This window comes from Noviherbaspirillum denitrificans (assembly GCF_002211445.1).
Taxonomy (GTDB): Bacteria; Pseudomonadota; Gammaproteobacteria; order Burkholderiales; family Burkholderiaceae_D; genus Noviherbaspirillum; species Noviherbaspirillum denitrificans.
Map to the genome: position 1 here is coordinate 22,064 of NZ_LSTO01000003.1, position 15,468 is coordinate 37,531.

Here is a 15,468-nt window from a genome sequence, read left to right on the forward strand (position 1 = left end):
GATAAACTTGTATCGATAATTTCCGATCCACATCGTCGAGTGCAGCACATCGCGCAGCACCGGCAGCCATTCCGAATCGCATTTCCACTTCCTTATGAAATTCTGCTCCGAGTGCGCGCATCCCGTATCACTTCAGATCCCGCCGGACGACAACCGGCCTCGTTATGTGTGCAGCCAATGCGGAACGATTCATTACCAGAATCCGAAAATGGTGATTGGTTCGATTCCGGTGTGGGAGCAGGACGGTGAACTACGCATCCTTCTGTGCAAACGCGCCATCGAGCCACGCTACGGCTACTGGACGCTGCCCGCCGGCTTCATGGAAAACGACGAGACAACTACCGAAGCAGCCCTGCGCGAAACCTACGAAGAAGCCGGCGCGCGCGTGGAGTTGCACGAGCTTTTCGCACTGCTCAACGTGCCGCAAGTGCATCAGGTACATATGTTTTATCGCGCGACATTGCGCGACCTGGACTACCAGGCCGGAACCGAAAGCCTGGAGGTCAAACTGTTTTCAGAATCCGAAATTCCGTGGGACGATATCGCCTTTCCAACCGTGGGACAGACACTGAAATTCTTTTTCGCTGACCTAGCGAGGATCAGGAAGGAAGGCGGAACCTTCGCCCTTCATACACGCGACGTCCGCACACCGATGCGACAGAAGGATTAATCGTCCGCTTGCCACAGTCCATATCACGCCATCGTTAAAGATCCGGCAAGCCCCCCCCTCAAACCGCTAGTCGGCAATCGACTACGCATCCAGCAAGAAACTATTTCCTCAGATCAAGGACTAATGCCTTGAAGTGACTGGCGGTATTCATCCACCTGTTCACATCCAGCGCGCGTCCGCAGGCCAACAGCCGCCCCAAGCAGGAAAGGCCGGACGCATTTATTGGTTCATAGACTTGAATGTCCGCGAGGAGAATGAAATGGGTTCATTTAGCGCTTTGCATTGGCTGATCGTACTGGCCGTGCTGCTAATGGTTTTCGGCACAAAAAAACTGGGCAATGCAGGTTCTGACTTGGGCAAGGCCATCAGGGGATTCAAAGAAGGAATGAAGGGCGAAGCAGAAGTCCCAACTCAGGATCGTACGCCATCGGCAATCACTGGCGACACGAAGCATCAGTGAGCGGCTTATTCACAAAGAAAAGCGAGGTTAGTAACACGAAGTTACATTTTCGCGACCATTTCAAGCGGGTTTGAGGAGCTCTCTTCTCTACTTTTAGTTCCCGGAAGCGCGAAAAATATAAATCGAATTTGCTAGCAGATTTCCTTGCGAAACCAATTTACCCAACGTAATATTCTTCGCGGAAACAACAGTTAAAAACGTTTAACGTATTCTAACTTCACTTTAATTGCGATTATTTTATTGATCTTTGTAAGCGCTGCCTGACCGCAGCTGAATGAGCAAATTTGCTCTCGGCTTCATCTGGCAACTTACCTCCCACTTGGTTCCGACACTTTCAACGTGCAGGCGACGCCTGTGCAGGGCAAGTATTGCCTGGAGAAATGTGAGCTTCGTGTTTTAACCGGCGGGAAATGAAGATCAATCAGTGAGATGTGACTATGAGTAAGCTTAACCTACAGTTTGTGCGCGACATCAGTAGACGGAGAATCACTCCGCGTCCGCCGCATCAAGGAAGGATTAGACCGCAGTACGCAGCCAAGCTCGCTTGTTGTGTCGGCTCACCGCGCAATGCAAGTACCTCCCACGTTTTTTCAAGACCGGGCAATGCAGGAAGGTGGCATCTGCCCGCTCCCGATTCCGTGCTGCAGCCTCCAGCTGAAGTAGGGATTAGTCGCAGCACGCAGTTCAGGAATTTAAGCCCGCCCTCATCCTGCCGCGACTAGCAGGCAAGGCCTAGGTTTCCTCTCCCGTTATTTCGTAGTGATCGCTGATTGTCATCGCCTCGCCGCGCGAGGTGAAGGGCCAGTCACGCCTGTTTTCTTAGAAAGGCACCATTAATATGCACCACTCCCTCAACCAACGCCCGCCGTTTTCCTACCGTCGCTCGCACGCAGTCCTGCTTGCTGCCGGCATCTGCATCGCACAGGGTGCGATGGCACAGACCGCGAATACCCAAGCGACTTACGACGCGACCAACGTTTACTATCGCATCCCGTATTCCAGCACGCCGCAATGGGTTCGCGTGTATATCGATGCCGATCGTAACGCATCGACCGGCTATCGCTTCGGCACCATCGGCGCGAGTTACCTCATCGAGAACGGCAACCTGTATCGCTATACCGGTACCGGCGGCACGAACTGGTCCTGGTCCCTGGTGAAGCGCGTCGGCTACTCGGCCGGTGCCACCTCTGCCAGTGTCACCGTGGCCCGTGCTGACCTGGGTTCTCCGGCCGCTCTCGACCTGATGACCAATACGACGCCGCCGACACTGACGTCGGCAAAGATCACCCAGACGTTCACCGTTCCGGCGCCTACCGCAACCAGCGACGCGACCAACGTGTATTACACAATTCCGTTCAGCGGCACCCCGAGCTGGGTGCGCGTGTACCTCGATACGGATCGCAGCGCCACCACCGGCTACCGCGTGGGCACCATCGGCGCAAGCCACCTGGTCGAAAACGGTAGCCTCTACCGCTACGCGGGCACCGGCACGAACTGGTCGTGGACGTATGTGAAGCGTGTTGGCTACACGCTCGGCACATCAAGCGCCAGCGTCACTATTGCACGTACTGACCTGGGATCCCCTGCTGGCATCAATCTCATCACGAATACCGATCCGCCGACGCAAACCTCGGCCGCCCTCAGCCAGACCCTTTCGTCGACGACGGCACCGGCGCCGGCGCCGGCTCCAGCGCCCGCTCCCGCACCGGCTCCAGCGCCCGCTCCCGCACCGGCTCCGGCCCCTGCGCCCGCTCCGGCACCAGCGCCTGCTCCCGCACCGGCCCCGGCACCTGCGCCCGCTCCGGCACCAGCGCCTGCTCCCGCACCGGCTCCGGCACCAGCGCCTGCTCCGACTACCGGTTATTCCGCCTGCTAAGACACCGGCGACTCTATTCAATCCAGATAAAGCAAGAGAGAATTTCCATGAACGACATCAAAAACAAATCTTTCGACAACCGCCGCCGTCAGTTGATCTTCGGTGGCCTCGCAGTCGGTGCGTCCAGCCTCCTCCAGGCATGCGGTGGCGGTTCAGCCGAGGACATCGGCTCTACGGCGTCAGCGGCTAACGCCTCTTCGGCTTCCGGCGCCACCGGCGCGACAAATGTCTATGCCGCAGAGACGACTGTCGTCACCACGCCGAGGCCGATTCCTGCAAACGTGGTCCGGCTCGCGGACTACGGCGGCGTTCCCGGTGCGGCAGCCGCAACGATCATCAGCGCCTTCAACCAGGCACTGACCCAGTTGAAGGGGCTGGGCGGCGGCACCCTGCAAGTGGGCCCGGGCGTCTACGACTTCGGCACACGCGGTGCAGGCACCCTGGTCTATGCAAGCGGCCTGAGCAACGTGCTCATCTCTGCCTATGGTGCACAGATGACGATGACGACGACAGCCGACACTGCAATTGTTACGCCTGTCTTCTTCACCTTCAATAACCCCAACAACATCACGATCGCGGGGATGAGCTTCAAGGATTACGGTGCGATCAATTCCGGTGCTTCGGCAAACCACGGATTGATCTGCATTAACATCACCTCGTCCGTGTCCTGCTCCGGCTTCAAGACGGTCGACGTCGTTGCCGACAGTGTCGTACGACTGCTGATGGCGTCCCAGCCGGACACCGGCCGGTATACCTTTGAAGGGTTCGATCTCCACGGTACCGTGAAGAATGCCTACTACGGCGCCGGCTGCATCTTCAACGGTGCAAATTCCAAGGTCAACCTCACCGTCCACAACGTACGCCGCGCATTTATCGGATATGGCCTGCGCAATTGGGACCTGACCATCAACGCGAGCGCCGACGGCATCTGGCCGGGCAGCAACGCGTTTGTGGAAATCGCCGCCGACAACCGTGAATCCGCCGACACTGTGAAGGTCAACCTGACTGCCACCGGCAACATGAAGAACTACGTTGGCCTGGTTAACTTCTACATGCAGGGAAGCAGCACGTCCGCCACCCACATCCGCAATGTGAAGGCGAACGTGACACTCAACAACGTCACGTCCCCGGCCGGCGCAGTGTTCCTGTTCCCGTACGAAGCCCCGAGCACCGGCGTGTTCGCCTCTACCACGCTCGCCGCGTGGGAGCAGATCCAGCTGAACGCTGCCGTCGTTGGCAGCTATACCGGAACGTTCATCAAGAACCCGTCGATCTCGTCCGCATCCACGACGTCGATCAATGTCGCGTCCGGCCTGGCTGCACGCCAGAACATGTCGGCACTGCCGAACTACTTCCACGTCATCACGCAGTGCAGCGCATGATCATGTGAGCAATAATGGAAGCGGACTGCCTGTTGGCGGATTCGCTGCCCTCGCTTGATGCCCGTCCCATCCGGACGGGCAGCAGTATTCACCTCGTACGCTCCCTTCCCTCCCCGCGAAGTCCTGGCTGCAATGCCGGCATTATCGCGTCGAATCATCGATCCGGCACATCCCCAGTCCGCGGCAGCATTCTCCGGAAATAGTCCGGCAGCATTGCCATTTTCATGTAACCGACGAGATCACGGTCAACATAGATCGAGTTCGTCTTGCCTGTCGAAACTGATGGATTCTTGATCATAGTGCCGGAATAGCTGCCGATAACTTTCCCGCTCAGCCGAATCTCCTCCCATGTACTCGCTGTCGTGTCAGCATACCCCCCCGCACCGGGCGCCTCATAGGGGAACAGGAATACCGCGCCAGCCTTGGCCGACACGTTATTGAGCGTTACGTTTGCCTTCACATTGCGAATAAAGGTGGTCGTGGTGGGTGGTCCCTGGAGATAGAAGGTGACGAGGCCGCCATAATTTTTAAGGTTGCCAGAGACGGCGAGATTCACTTTGATCGATTCGGCATGGCCCCGGTGATCCGCGGCCAGCTCCACGAGCGCATTGCTGCCAGGCGCCACGCCATCCGCGCTCGCCTTGATATTCAGCTCCCAGTTCCGCATTCCGTAGCCGATGAAAGCACGCCGTACATTATGCACAGTGAGGTCGGCCCTAGAGTTGGCGCCATTGAATACACAGCCTGCGCCGTAATAGGCATTCCTGATCGTCGCGTGCAGATCGAATCCCTCGAAGGTATATCTATCTTTTTCCGGCTGGGATGCCATCAGAAGGCGGACGACGTTCTCCGCGAGACAATCGACGGTCCTGAAACCGCGGCACGGCCTTGTGCTTTCAACCACGAAGCAGATGGCCCCAAACCAATTGACGGTGAGGTCGGTTCCAGAATCCGTGAAAGCCATTCCTGAAATAGTGATGTTGTCGGGATTGATAAAGCGAAAAAAAACAGGCGTCACCGTGCCTGTTCCCTCTGTAGTCATCGTCAGTTTTGCCCCGTATGCCGAAATCGCCACGTTGCTCAGGTCTGCCGCCGTGACTGCCGTCCCGTTGCCTCTCTTGCCGAGATCGTAAACGCCGGCGCTGACGTGAAGGGTACCTCCGCCCCTGCGCTTGAGCTGCGCAAATGCCTGGTGAAATGCATCGATAATCGTTTCGGGGTCGGCACCGGGGACACCGCCATGGTCGGCCAGATTGACCTGGCTGTCATTTCCTTGATCCGGCCTTCTGGCATGGGCGTAAGGAGAAAATTGCGGCAAGAGTGCCGCGGCCCCAAGGAGAAACAGTGTGCGCCGTCGCTGGTCGATCTCACCCATTGCAAACACTGCTCGCCGCTTGCTGCTGCCCGTCGACAGCAATGCTGCCATCGTCTGCGCTGCCTTCCTGCCTTGCAATCCGGCCCTCTTCGGCCTTCGCCTCGAGGCAAGCGGTGCAGTGGTCACACACCGATACGGCGTGGTCCGGCGCGTCGAGCAGGGAGTAACAGCCTAGCCGCCTCTTCACTTCAGGCTGGTCGTTGAACATCATCACGTCGATAATCGACAAGAGCGGAACGAACACGTTTCCGAACTGTGGATAGGTGATCTCGTTGATCTTGTGGAATTTCAACGTCAACCCATTCTGCTTGAAGTACTCGAAGTCGTACAAGCTCATGCCGCCAATAAAATTGATGTAGACGTCTCCGCCCACCTTCTTCGCAGTCCTTATCACCCTGTCCTGCTTGTCGATCACATCGGTCACATTCAATTCCGATGCGACAATGATTGGTGTGTGAATGTCCAGGTAATTGCAGATCTGCCTGATCGAATGCTCCGCATACCTGGCCAGGTTTCGCTCCGGATGCTTGATGATCGCCTGCAGCATCGGGAACACCTTCTTGAAATAGGGCGCCTTGGAATAAGCGCTGGCAATCACCCTCAGCAGCTTGTCCATTTCAACATCGAAATCGTCGCAGAATTCCCGCTCGTTGATATTCGCGCGAAGAGATCCCTTTTTCAGTGGGAAGGTGATGAGCTTGTCCTTTCCGTTCATGAGTATGCGATTGCGATTGATCCAGGACTCCTTCACATACTGCAAGTCGTCCCCGAGAACGAACACGTCGACAGAAGAAATCAGCTGAAAGTAGCCGAGATAGGGAAACAGGTACGGCTGCATCATTCCAACTCTTTTCATGATCTCTTTCCGACATTCACTCCATCGGGCAAACCGGCGCAATTTTCTGGGAGCCGGCCAGCCTGACTGACTCTACTGCGAGTAATGGTGGAGGGAGCTGGATTCGAACCAGCGAACTCTTAAGAGGACAGATTTACAATCTGTTGCCTTTAACCACTCGGCCACCCCTCCCAGAAACTTCGGCCCTGCTGTCAGGGCAGAAAATACGTCGGCGATTCTTTGAACACCTATCCGACGTCCTGCTCGACATCCTGGTCCGGCCCGCATGCCAGCATCGACGCAACGAAACCAGCGCGATTTCGATCGAGGCGGCTTTGCGCGGCCGGTAACCGCATCTTGCATGAGCGCCGAAAATGCGCGCTTGATGCATCACAAATTGCATCGGCATTCGCCTATTCAACATATCGAACGATCGGGCATCCGCCGGCTACTGGTTCAAGAGGCTGCGCAAGTACTCTCCATATCCATTCTTCGCCAGTGGATCGGCAAGCCGCTCGACATCCTCAGCCGTGATCCAGCGCTTGCGATAGGCGATCTCTTCCGGGCATGAGACCATCAGGCCCTGGCGCCTTTGCAGCGTGGCGATGAACTGGCCTGCGTCGAGCAGCGATTCATGGGTCCCCGTATCAAGCCATGCGATTCCGCGGCTGAGAATCTCCACATTGAGCGTTCCCATTTCGAGAAATGACTTGTTGACGGTCGTGATTTCAAGCTCGCCGCGAGCGGATGGTCCGATACTTGCCGCGATATCGCATACCTGGTTGTCGTAGAAATACAGGCCGGTCACCGCATAGTTGGAACGCGGCTTGAGCGGTTTTTCCTCGATCGATCTTGCGCGCAGTTCCTGGTCGAACTCGACCACCCCATAGCGTTCCGGATCATGCACATGGTAGGCAAAAATGGTAGCGCCGCTCTCCTGCTCGTTCGCACGCGTGAGTATGCTGACCAGTTCATGCCCGTGGAATATGTTGTCACCGAGGACAAGTGCACTGGGTCGGTTATCGATGAACTTGCGGCCGATAATGAACGCCTGGGCCAAGCCTTCAGGCCGAGGCTGGACAGCATACTCAATATTCAGCCCCCATTGGCTTCCGTCCGACAGGAGATCTTGAAACCGGGGAGTATCCTCCGGCGTCGATATCAGCAGGATGTCCCGGATGTTCGACAGCATCAGTGTCGCCAACGGGTAATAGATCATCGGCTTGTCGTATACCGGCATCAATTGCTTCGACACGGCGCGGGTGACAGGATAGAGACGAGTCCCTGATCCACCAGCGAGGATGATGCCTTTGCGTCTGCTTCTGTTCATAGTAATCATGGCTGTGCACGTGATTGACAAGTAAATTTCAACTGCGCTTCCGTCAGGTTCCGTAGTGCTCGCGCACCCAGTCGCGGTACGCGCCGGTGGTAACGTTCTGGACCCACCCCTCGTTTTCCAGATACCAGAGGACAGTCTTTCGGATGCCTGTCTCAAAAGTCTCCGATGGTTTCCATCCGAGTTCGCTTTCTATCCTGGAGGCGTCGATCGCATAGCGCCGGTCGTGCCCCGGGCGGTCTTGCACGAAGGTGATCTGCTCGGCGTAAGACTTTCCATCCTCGCGCGGCCGCACTTCATCCAGTACAGCGCAAATTGTCTGCACCACCTCCAGATTCGCCTTTTCGCAATTGCCACCGATGTTGTAGGTTTCGCCCGGCACACCATCTTCGACCACCCGGCGCAGCGCGTGGCAGTGATCCTTTACGTACAGCCAGTCGCGCCTCTGCATTCCATCACCATAGATCGGCAGTGGTTTGCCGGCGCACGCGTTGAGGATACAAAGCGGGATCAGCTTTTCTGGAAAATGGTAGGGGCCGTAATTGTTGCTGCAATTGGTCGTGATGGCGGGCAAACCATAGGTGTGGTGCCAGGCCCGGACAAGATGGTCGCTGGCCGCCTTGCTCGCGCTGTACGGGCTGTTCGGCTCATAGCGGTTTGATTCGGAAAACGGCGCGTCATCCGGCGCGAGAGAGCCGTAAACCTCATCCGTCGACACATGGAGAAAGCGGAATGCTTCTTGTCCGGCGGGCCGCAGGTGCGACCAGTAATCGCGTACCGCGTCCAGCAGGCCGAAGGTCCCTACAACGTTGGTCTCGATGAAATCGCCCGGTCCCTTGATAGACCGGTCCACATGCGATTCCGCCGCAAAATTGAGTATCGCGCGCGGCCGGTAGTTTCTGAGGAGCGCGGCGACCAGCTTGCGATCCCCTATGTCGCCCTGGATAAAGAAATATCGACTGCTGTCCCTCACGCCGGCGAGGGTCTCGGGGTTTCCGGCATAAGTGAGCTTGTCCAGATTGACGACAGGCTCCTCCTGGTTGGACAGCCACTCGAGTATGAAATTTCCACCGATGAATCCGGCACCGCCCGTCACTAGTATCACAATTCACCTCTACGATAGACATGTGGAATCACGGTTTTCGCGTATCACTTCCCGACACGGGGACAAGACGCCCGATGTGTTCGCCAGGGCGAGGCGCGGCGCCGGCAAGGTCGTTGATCGCGTTCAGGTATTTTTGTATCACCTCCTTTTCGTCAAACTGGGCCTCGACCTTCCTTCGTCCCGCCATTCCCATTTCCATTCGCGTCGCAGGAGGCAGCCGCAGCATCTGGTTCATTTTTTCAGCAAGGTCCAATGTGTCGCGAACTTTGCATAGCAAGCCGTTGACCTTGTGATCGACGACATCGCGGCACCCGACGGTATCGGTCGTGATGATCGGACGCGCCATCGCCGCGGCCTCCAGCAGGGAACGCGGGATGCCTTCCCGGTAAGACGGCAGCACGACGCAATCGGACGCAGACAGATGCGGCCGCACATCGTCGGTCTGGCCGAGATAGCGGACGGTCCCGGCTTCTTCCCACGCCCGGATTTGTTCCATGGAGATGGAGTTGGAATTGGCGGAGTCCACGAATCCGAGCAGGCGAAACTCGACGTTCGGAAAGCCCTGCCGCACGATTCGTGCAGCACCGGCGAATTCTTCGATCCCTTTGTCCTTGAGCATCCTCGAAACCAGCAAGAAGACGAACGGCCTGCCGTACGGCGGCAAGGGCGGGGATGGCTGATAGCGGCTCAAGTCCATCCCCGATCCCGGAAGCCTGTCCGTTCGATCCGGTTGAACCAGCTGCGATTCGATGAACAGTTTCTGGTCATCGGCATTCTGGAAAAAAATTCGCCCGGAACGCTGCAGGGAAACGCGGTACAGCATGCGCACGATGCGAGTCAGGAAGCTGTTATTGATGAATGTCGTCCCAAGGCCGGCGATATTATTGATAACCGGGATATGGAGCAGCTGCGCAGCCATGGATCCGTATACATTCGGCTTGACGGTATACCCGAGGTAGGCAAGCGGACGTTCCTCGCGCAGTACGCGGAAATAGCGGATCAGCAGCGCCAGGTCTCGCCCCGGGTGCGTGCCGTTACTATCCATCGGGAGATCGATAAAGCGGCAACCGAGCGCGGGGAGCCGGTGCGCGTAGTCGTCTCGCGGCGCCAGTGCAACCACTTCATAGCCATGCTGGGTCAAGGCCCTGATCAAGCCGGAGCGGAAGTTGTAGATGTTCCACGCGGTATTGATCGAGATGATGATTTTGCGATTCATTGTCACTCGCTCCAACGAAGGCGATGCGTTAAAGGAAAAGCAAACAGGTGGTGTGAATCAGTGGACTGGCTATCCTCGGGCCGGGGAAGCCTTGAAACGGGCATGCGGCCCGGATGAAGATGACGCGAAGCGGGCTGCGGAATGGGGTCGATCAGCGGGTGATCGACGACCTTCGATTAGTGGGACTGCCTTGCAAGCCGGGAGGAATTCAGCCGGCTGCCGACATGCGCGTGTCCAGCCGGGGATGACGCGATTCCATCGCCGCGCAATCCTCTTCGAGAATCTCGCGCATCCTGAGAATCATGTACACACGAAAAGCAAGGACATTGGGATCCAGGCTGGGTTTCGCGACACGATCCCTGATCCAGTTTTTCAGCGCTCGGGGCACGAGCGACTTGATGACGTTTGCGCGCGTCCCAGGACGTTTTGCAGGAGAGAATCCCTCATCCCGGATGCCGCGTGCCACTTCGTTCAGGAATTCCGTGCCGAATTGCTGCCGAGCCTGTTCGGACAGCAGTTTGTTGCGCATCAGCCCGGCAATTTCACGCTTCCTCAATACGCTGCCCATGCTCGCGTTTGCGCCCTCGGTCGCGTACGGCACGTCGGGCGAGATCGTGTCCACGATGTCCTTGAACAATGCCTTGTCGGTCCTGAGCCGGTCCGGTAGTTCGCGGACGCGGTGCAGGACCTTCCCGGCGAGCAGCGGGTTGACGATTTCGACATAACTGTATTTGACGTCGGACAGCGCAGCCAGGATCGTCGGCAGCCTGTATGCGTGATAGAGCCGGTCCCGCCAGCCGCTGAGCGTTTCGCCTTCCTGCCTTTGCAGGCTGGAGGGAAACTCCTGCGCCGGAAGACCAAATTTCCGGATGAGGTCTTTCAGGTTGCGGTAGTCGCTGCACAAGCCGATTCCCACACTGAGCCTTACGGTCAACTCGGAGGACACCGGAACCCATCCGAAGCCTTCGTCGCCCCGGATAATTCCGCTGCAGTTTTCGTCTTCGAGCAGCTTCCGCCAGATCTCGAGGCCGTCCAGGTATCCTGCAAGATGGTCCACGCGTCCTTCACCGCAGCAGATGAACCTGTCGATCACTCGCGCGAGCGGCTCGCTCCGCATGTCGGTGTGGTGGTAGCGATGTTTCACGCCCAGCCGGGCCGCCAGCTCCTTGGCCACTGCGGCATCGTTTTTCTCACGGTCGAGGTTGTCCGCAAGGCCCCAGGTAATCGTCCTCAGATCGCCGGCTATGCCGCGGCGGGCAAGAAAGCAAAGGATGCCGCGGCTGTCGTAGCCGCCGGACAGCGGCAGGACATATTTTTTGAAGTCGATGCCTGCGGACTCTCCCAGGGAGTGAATCACGCTGCTTATATCCTTCGTCAGTAACACCTTGCTTGCTCGACGGGACCGTTCCACAGGAGAAAACGCGATGGCATGCCGCTGAAGCGACAGCGACCAGGTGTGCTTGTCGAGCATGACCGAGGATTCGGGAGGCAGGCGCTTTATCCTTCTGTCCCAGGAAAAGCCCGGCCCAAGGGCGCCGGTCGACAATATCCATGGCGTGACCTGTTCGTTGAACTGGAACGCGCCGAGGAACATGACGATTGCCCGCTGCGATGTCGATGCGACGAAATACTGGTCATTGAAGCAATACCAGATGGTGCGAGAACCGGCAGCGTCGCTTGCCACTTCCAGCGCAGCACCGCTTTCGCGAAACAGCGCGAACGCCCCATCCGGGCAAGGCTCGCCTGGGTATGACCAGCGCTCTGCGCCTTCAAACAGGCATCCCAGCAAGACGCTGTTTCCGTCCACGGTAGAACCGCGGTCATTGACGATGGCGAAGGCGATAGAACCATTGACAGCTATCCGATGCGTCACGGGCAACCGCAGGTTGTCAGGCTCAAGCCGCTCGCAGATCTTCCTCAATCTGCGCTCATCCTCCTGACCGAAGGACGACTTCCTGCTGCAGGCGTAAATGATTTTTGCCATTGTGGCGTCTAGAATGCGTGCGTTGTCGAATGACCGTGGATGTGTCTTGCGTTGCGCGCGTCAGGCGACGCTAGCGGAGAGCAGTTCTTCTGCCGGAATATCGCGTGATCCAGACTGATGCTCCAGCCAGGACTGGAACATCAGCACGTCCCACAGGTAGAACTGCCGTGGCTTGCCCGCCAGATGCTCGTTCCACATTTGCCGGATTGGCGCAGGATCGAAAAATCCTTCGCGCCGCAGGCGGGATTCATCCAGCAGGGATTCTGCCCAAGCGCGCAGCGGACCACGCAGCCAGGCGCCAATCGGCACGCCAAAGCCCATCTTCGGCTGGCTGACCAGCGCTTCAGGAACATGGCGTTGCAGGACCTGGCGCAGCACCCATTTGGTTTGTCCATCGCGCAGCTTCACCGACTGCGGCAAGCTCCACGCGAATTCGACGACGCGGTGATCGAGATAAGGAACGCGGGTTTCGAGTGACACCGCCATCGCAGCGCGGTCCACCTTGACCAGTATGTCATCCGGAAGATAAGTGAGCATGTCCAGCAGCATCATGCGCTGGACACTGTCCAGCCCTGCCACGGTGTGCGCATCGCGGGTCAACAGCGCCGGCGGCTCGCTGCCACCGAGAACCACCGCTGCCGGGTCGTGCCAATGCGACGCGAGTTTCAGGTAAAGCGCATCCACCGAGTCGCTTCCCAGGACCTCGGCTCCCTTATGGAGCTTATCGCCAACGTTGGCAAAGCGCATCGAGCGAGGGATCAACCCGCTTACCGATCTCGCAAGACTGTTCCATGTCTGCGGGGACACGCTGGTCAAACCGCTTGCCGCCAGCTTGCGCAACGCCAGCGGACCGGCCGCAATCTTGTTCCACAGCGTGGCCGTCACTTGATAGCGGTTGTAGCCACAGAAAAGTTCATCGCCCGCGTCACCTGACAGTGATACCGTCACGTGCCTTCTGGCTAGCTGGGCGACGAGATAGGTGGGAATCTGCGATGAATCGGAAAACGGCTCGTCGTACAGTGCAGGCAGGCTCGGTATAACGCGCATTGCTTGATCCGCCGTCACATAGAGTTCGGTATGGTCGGTGCCCAAATGGCGGGCAACGGCCTTTGCGCGCTCCGCCTCGTTGAATTCTTCCTCATGAAAGCCGATGGAAAAGGTTTTTACCGGACGCGAGGACTGAGACTGCATCAGCGCGACGATCGTTGTGGAATCGATGCCACCCGACAGGAAGGCGCCCAACGGCACGTCTGCCATCATCTGCCGGCGTACCGCATCCTTGAGCAGATTCTCGAGCGCATCGACCGCCTGCTCCGGACTGTCCGTGAACGGATTTGCCACGCCCTGCCCTGCAGCCTGGGTTCCCGACCAATACTGCGTCAGTTTCGTTTCACGGGAATCCGGTGACATGGCAAGAAGGCAGCCGGGCGGCAGCTTTGCAATGCCTTCGTAAATGGAATACGGAGCGGGCACATAGTTGTACCGGAGCAGCAGGCTAAGGGCTCCCCGATTTATCGTTCCCTCGAAAGCGGGATGCGCGCGCAAGGCCTTCAGCTCCGAACCGAACAGGAATGCGTGATGCCGGCCTTGCCTCTGCCAGCCATAGTAGAGCGGCTTTTCCCCAAGCCTGTCCCGGCAAAGCGTCAACACGCGCTCCTGCCGGTCCCAGACGGCAAATGCGAACATGCCGATCGCCTGTTCAACCGTGGACTGGATACCCCATGCGTCGAAACCGGCGAGCAGCGTCTCGGTGTCCGCGTGTCCGCGCCAGTCGGGTGCGCGGCCTTCCGATTCCATTCTTTCGCGCAGCGAAAGGTGGTTATAGATCTCGCCGTTGAATACGATCACATATCGCCCGCTGGACGAATGCATCGGCTGATGCCCCGCCGGTGACAGGTCAACGATGGACAAGCGGCGATGCCCGAGGAACAAGGGATGTACTCCGTCCTGCCACCAACCGCTGTCGTCCGGCCCCCTGTGCTGGATGGCTGCGGACATGCGCTTGACGAAAGCAATGCCTTCCCCTTCACTGTGGAGCGGAACGCCGCTCAGGAAACCTGCTATGCCGCACATTGGATTTCATTCTCCCTGGTCAGAGTTTGATAGAGCGCTTCGAATCGCTGGCGGGCACGTTCCGCCGAGAACTCTTCACGAATGCGGGCCTTTGCCTGCTGCCCCAGGCGCTGGCGGACGTCCGGCTTCATTGCCAACAGCGCCGCCATGCCTTCCGCGAGCGCCCCGGGATTTTCCTTGGGGACCACGATGCCGGTCCGGCCAACCAGCATGGCCGCATCGCCGACATCCGTCACCACGCAAGGCACGCCCATGGCCATCGCTTCACCCACGACATTCGGGAATCCCTCGGTACGGGACGACAGACAGAACACGTCCAGCGCCTGCAGGCAAGCCGGTACATCGCTGCGCTCGCCCAGCAGGACGAATCGTTCTGCATGGCCGGTCTGCGCGATCCAGCACATGAGCTCGGCGTTGGCCGCATCGATGTCGCGTCCCACCATCAGAAAACGGACGTTGGCCTGATGCCGAGCCAGCAAACCTGCCGCACGGACAAAGTTGTGCTGGTCCTTATTGGCATTGAAGCGCCCTACCATGCCGATCAGCACGTCCTGCTCGCCAATGCCGTATTGCATGCGCACGGACGCTCCCTCGCTCTTCTGCGCCGTGAACTGCGCCAGGTCGAAGCCGTTGGGAATCACCGCCATGCGCCTTGCGTCATATCCGTGTGCTACATGATTCTGTCGTGCCGCTTCGGCGACGCAGACAATCGTGTGTGGAATCCTGCGCGACAGCCAGGCACAGAGCTTCTGCACAAATACGGTCGCCCGCGAATCGCCACTTCCCAGTGCCGAGGTGCGGATGCCCCATATGACGTTCCGAATGCCGGCCAGCCGCGCTGCAAGTCCTCCCAGCATGTCGGCGTGGTACATCCATGTCTGGACGATGTCCGGCCGTTCCATGCGCATGATGGACACCAGTTTGAGGAAACCGGCAAAGGGCGCCGCCTTGAAGTCGAGCGTGGTGACGTCGATGCCTGCTTCACGCAGGCGTGCCGCCATGGGGCCACCCGTCGTCAGCGCAACCACGGCGTGCGTATATTCGCTTTCACGCGTTCCGGCAACCAGCCGGTAGAGCGCGATCTCCGCACCGCCCACATCCAGTCCAGCAATCACATGCAATACGCGAGGCATGCCCACATTCCCCTTGTCTGTCG

The 15,468-nt window shown here is 58.3% G+C and carries 12 protein-coding genes and 1 tRNA gene; 4 read left to right on the forward strand and 9 right to left on the reverse strand.

Going from position 1 to position 15,468, the window contains the following annotated elements; all coding sequences use genetic code 11:
- The first annotated feature begins 94 nt into the window (after positions 1-94).
- The 4 genes from AYR66_RS24940 (at position 95) to AYR66_RS24955 (ending at position 4,388) form a co-directional block, all read left to right on the forward strand.
- Positions 95-670 carry an NUDIX hydrolase gene (locus AYR66_RS24940; protein WP_088710283.1) on the forward strand — a complete coding sequence of 192 codons (576 nt, stop codon included), beginning with the start codon at positions 95-97 and terminating at the stop codon, positions 668-670.
- A gap of 259 nt (positions 671-929) precedes the next feature.
- On the forward strand, positions 930-1,130 hold the full coding sequence (gene tatA, locus AYR66_RS24945) for a Sec-independent protein translocase subunit TatA (RefSeq protein ID WP_088710284.1): 201 nt from the start codon (positions 930-932) through the stop codon (positions 1,128-1,130).
- Between the two features lie 838 nt (positions 1,131-1,968).
- Positions 1,969-3,006 (forward strand): hypothetical protein, encoded by a 1,038-nt coding sequence (locus AYR66_RS29755; protein ID WP_206047325.1) that lies wholly within the window; start codon positions 1,969-1,971, stop codon positions 3,004-3,006.
- Between the two features lie 47 nt (positions 3,007-3,053).
- On the forward strand, positions 3,054-4,388 hold the full coding sequence (locus AYR66_RS24955; RefSeq protein ID WP_088710285.1) for a glycoside hydrolase family protein: 1,335 nt from the start codon (positions 3,054-3,056) through the stop codon (positions 4,386-4,388).
- 154 nt (positions 4,389-4,542) lie between these two features.
- Here the strand turns inward: AYR66_RS24955 and AYR66_RS24960 are convergent, their stop codons facing one another.
- From AYR66_RS24960 to AYR66_RS25000, 9 genes are all read right to left on the reverse strand, one after another.
- The gene (locus AYR66_RS24960) at positions 4,543-5,763 is read right to left on the reverse strand and encodes a hypothetical protein (protein WP_088710286.1); all 1,221 of its coding nucleotides are present in this window, start codon (positions 5,761-5,763) and stop codon (positions 4,543-4,545) included.
- The gene (locus tag AYR66_RS24965; protein ID WP_206047327.1) at positions 5,756-6,619 is read right to left on the reverse strand and encodes a WbqC family protein; all 864 of its coding nucleotides are present in this window, start codon (positions 6,617-6,619) and stop codon (positions 5,756-5,758) included. The genes AYR66_RS24960 and AYR66_RS24965 overlap by 8 nt, the downstream gene beginning before the upstream one ends.
- Before the next feature lie 85 nt (positions 6,620-6,704).
- Positions 6,705-6,790: transfer RNA gene (locus AYR66_RS24970), tRNA-Tyr, on the reverse strand.
- A 256-nt stretch (positions 6,791-7,046) separates the two neighbouring features.
- On the reverse strand, positions 7,047-7,928 hold the full coding sequence (rfbA, locus tag AYR66_RS24975) for a glucose-1-phosphate thymidylyltransferase RfbA (protein ID WP_420093142.1): 882 nt from the start codon (positions 7,926-7,928) through the stop codon (positions 7,047-7,049).
- A 52-nt stretch (positions 7,929-7,980) separates the two neighbouring features.
- The gene (gene rfbB, locus AYR66_RS24980) at positions 7,981-9,039 is read right to left on the reverse strand and encodes a dTDP-glucose 4,6-dehydratase (protein WP_206047329.1); all 1,059 of its coding nucleotides are present in this window, start codon (positions 9,037-9,039) and stop codon (positions 7,981-7,983) included.
- 28 nt (positions 9,040-9,067) lie between these two features.
- On the reverse strand, positions 9,068-10,255 hold the full coding sequence (locus AYR66_RS24985) for a glycosyltransferase family 4 protein (RefSeq protein WP_088710289.1): 1,188 nt from the start codon (positions 10,253-10,255) through the stop codon (positions 9,068-9,070).
- Between the two features lie 208 nt (positions 10,256-10,463).
- Positions 10,464-12,239: an asparagine synthase-related protein gene (locus AYR66_RS24990; RefSeq protein ID WP_088710290.1), complete on the reverse strand. Its 1,776-nt coding sequence runs from the start codon at positions 12,237-12,239 to the stop codon at positions 10,464-10,466.
- Between the two features lie 60 nt (positions 12,240-12,299).
- Positions 12,300-14,312 (reverse strand): asparagine synthase (glutamine-hydrolyzing), encoded by a 2,013-nt coding sequence (gene asnB / locus AYR66_RS24995; protein WP_088710291.1) that lies wholly within the window; start codon positions 14,310-14,312, stop codon positions 12,300-12,302.
- Positions 14,300-15,445 carry a glycosyltransferase family 4 protein gene (locus tag AYR66_RS25000; protein WP_088710292.1) on the reverse strand — a complete coding sequence of 382 codons (1,146 nt, stop codon included), beginning with the start codon at positions 15,443-15,445 and terminating at the stop codon, positions 14,300-14,302. Before AYR66_RS25000 ends, asnB begins: the two co-directional genes overlap by 13 nt.
- Positions 15,446-15,468 lie beyond the last annotated feature (23 nt).

Coding starts and splice junctions, on each gene's coding strand:
- AYR66_RS25000 (WP_088710292.1), bottom strand. CDS start 15,445: ATGCCTCGCGTATTGCATGTGATTGCTGGACTGGATGTGGGCGGTGCG.
- AYR66_RS24965 (WP_206047327.1), bottom strand. CDS start 6,619: ATGAAAAGAGTTGGAATGATGCAGCCGTACCTGTTTCCCTATCTCGGC.
- tatA (WP_088710284.1), top strand. CDS start 930: ATGGGTTCATTTAGCGCTTTGCATTGGCTGATCGTACTGGCCGTGCTG.
- AYR66_RS29755 (WP_206047325.1), top strand. CDS start 1,969: ATGCACCACTCCCTCAACCAACGCCCGCCGTTTTCCTACCGTCGCTCG.
- AYR66_RS24960 (WP_088710286.1), bottom strand. CDS start 5,763: ATGGGTGAGATCGACCAGCGACGGCGCACACTGTTTCTCCTTGGGGCC.
- AYR66_RS24940 (WP_088710283.1), top strand. CDS start 95: ATGAAATTCTGCTCCGAGTGCGCGCATCCCGTATCACTTCAGATCCCG.
- AYR66_RS24990 (WP_088710290.1), bottom strand. CDS start 12,239: ATGGCAAAAATCATTTACGCCTGCAGCAGGAAGTCGTCCTTCGGTCAG.
- asnB (WP_088710291.1), bottom strand. CDS start 14,312: ATGTGCGGCATAGCAGGTTTCCTGAGCGGCGTTCCGCTCCACAGTGAA.
- AYR66_RS24955 (WP_088710285.1), top strand. CDS start 3,054: ATGAACGACATCAAAAACAAATCTTTCGACAACCGCCGCCGTCAGTTG.
- AYR66_RS24985 (WP_088710289.1), bottom strand. CDS start 10,255: ATGAATCGCAAAATCATCATCTCGATCAATACCGCGTGGAACATCTAC.
- rfbA (WP_420093142.1), bottom strand. CDS start 7,928: ATGAACAGAAGCAGACGCAAAGGCATCATCCTCGCTGGTGGATCAGGG.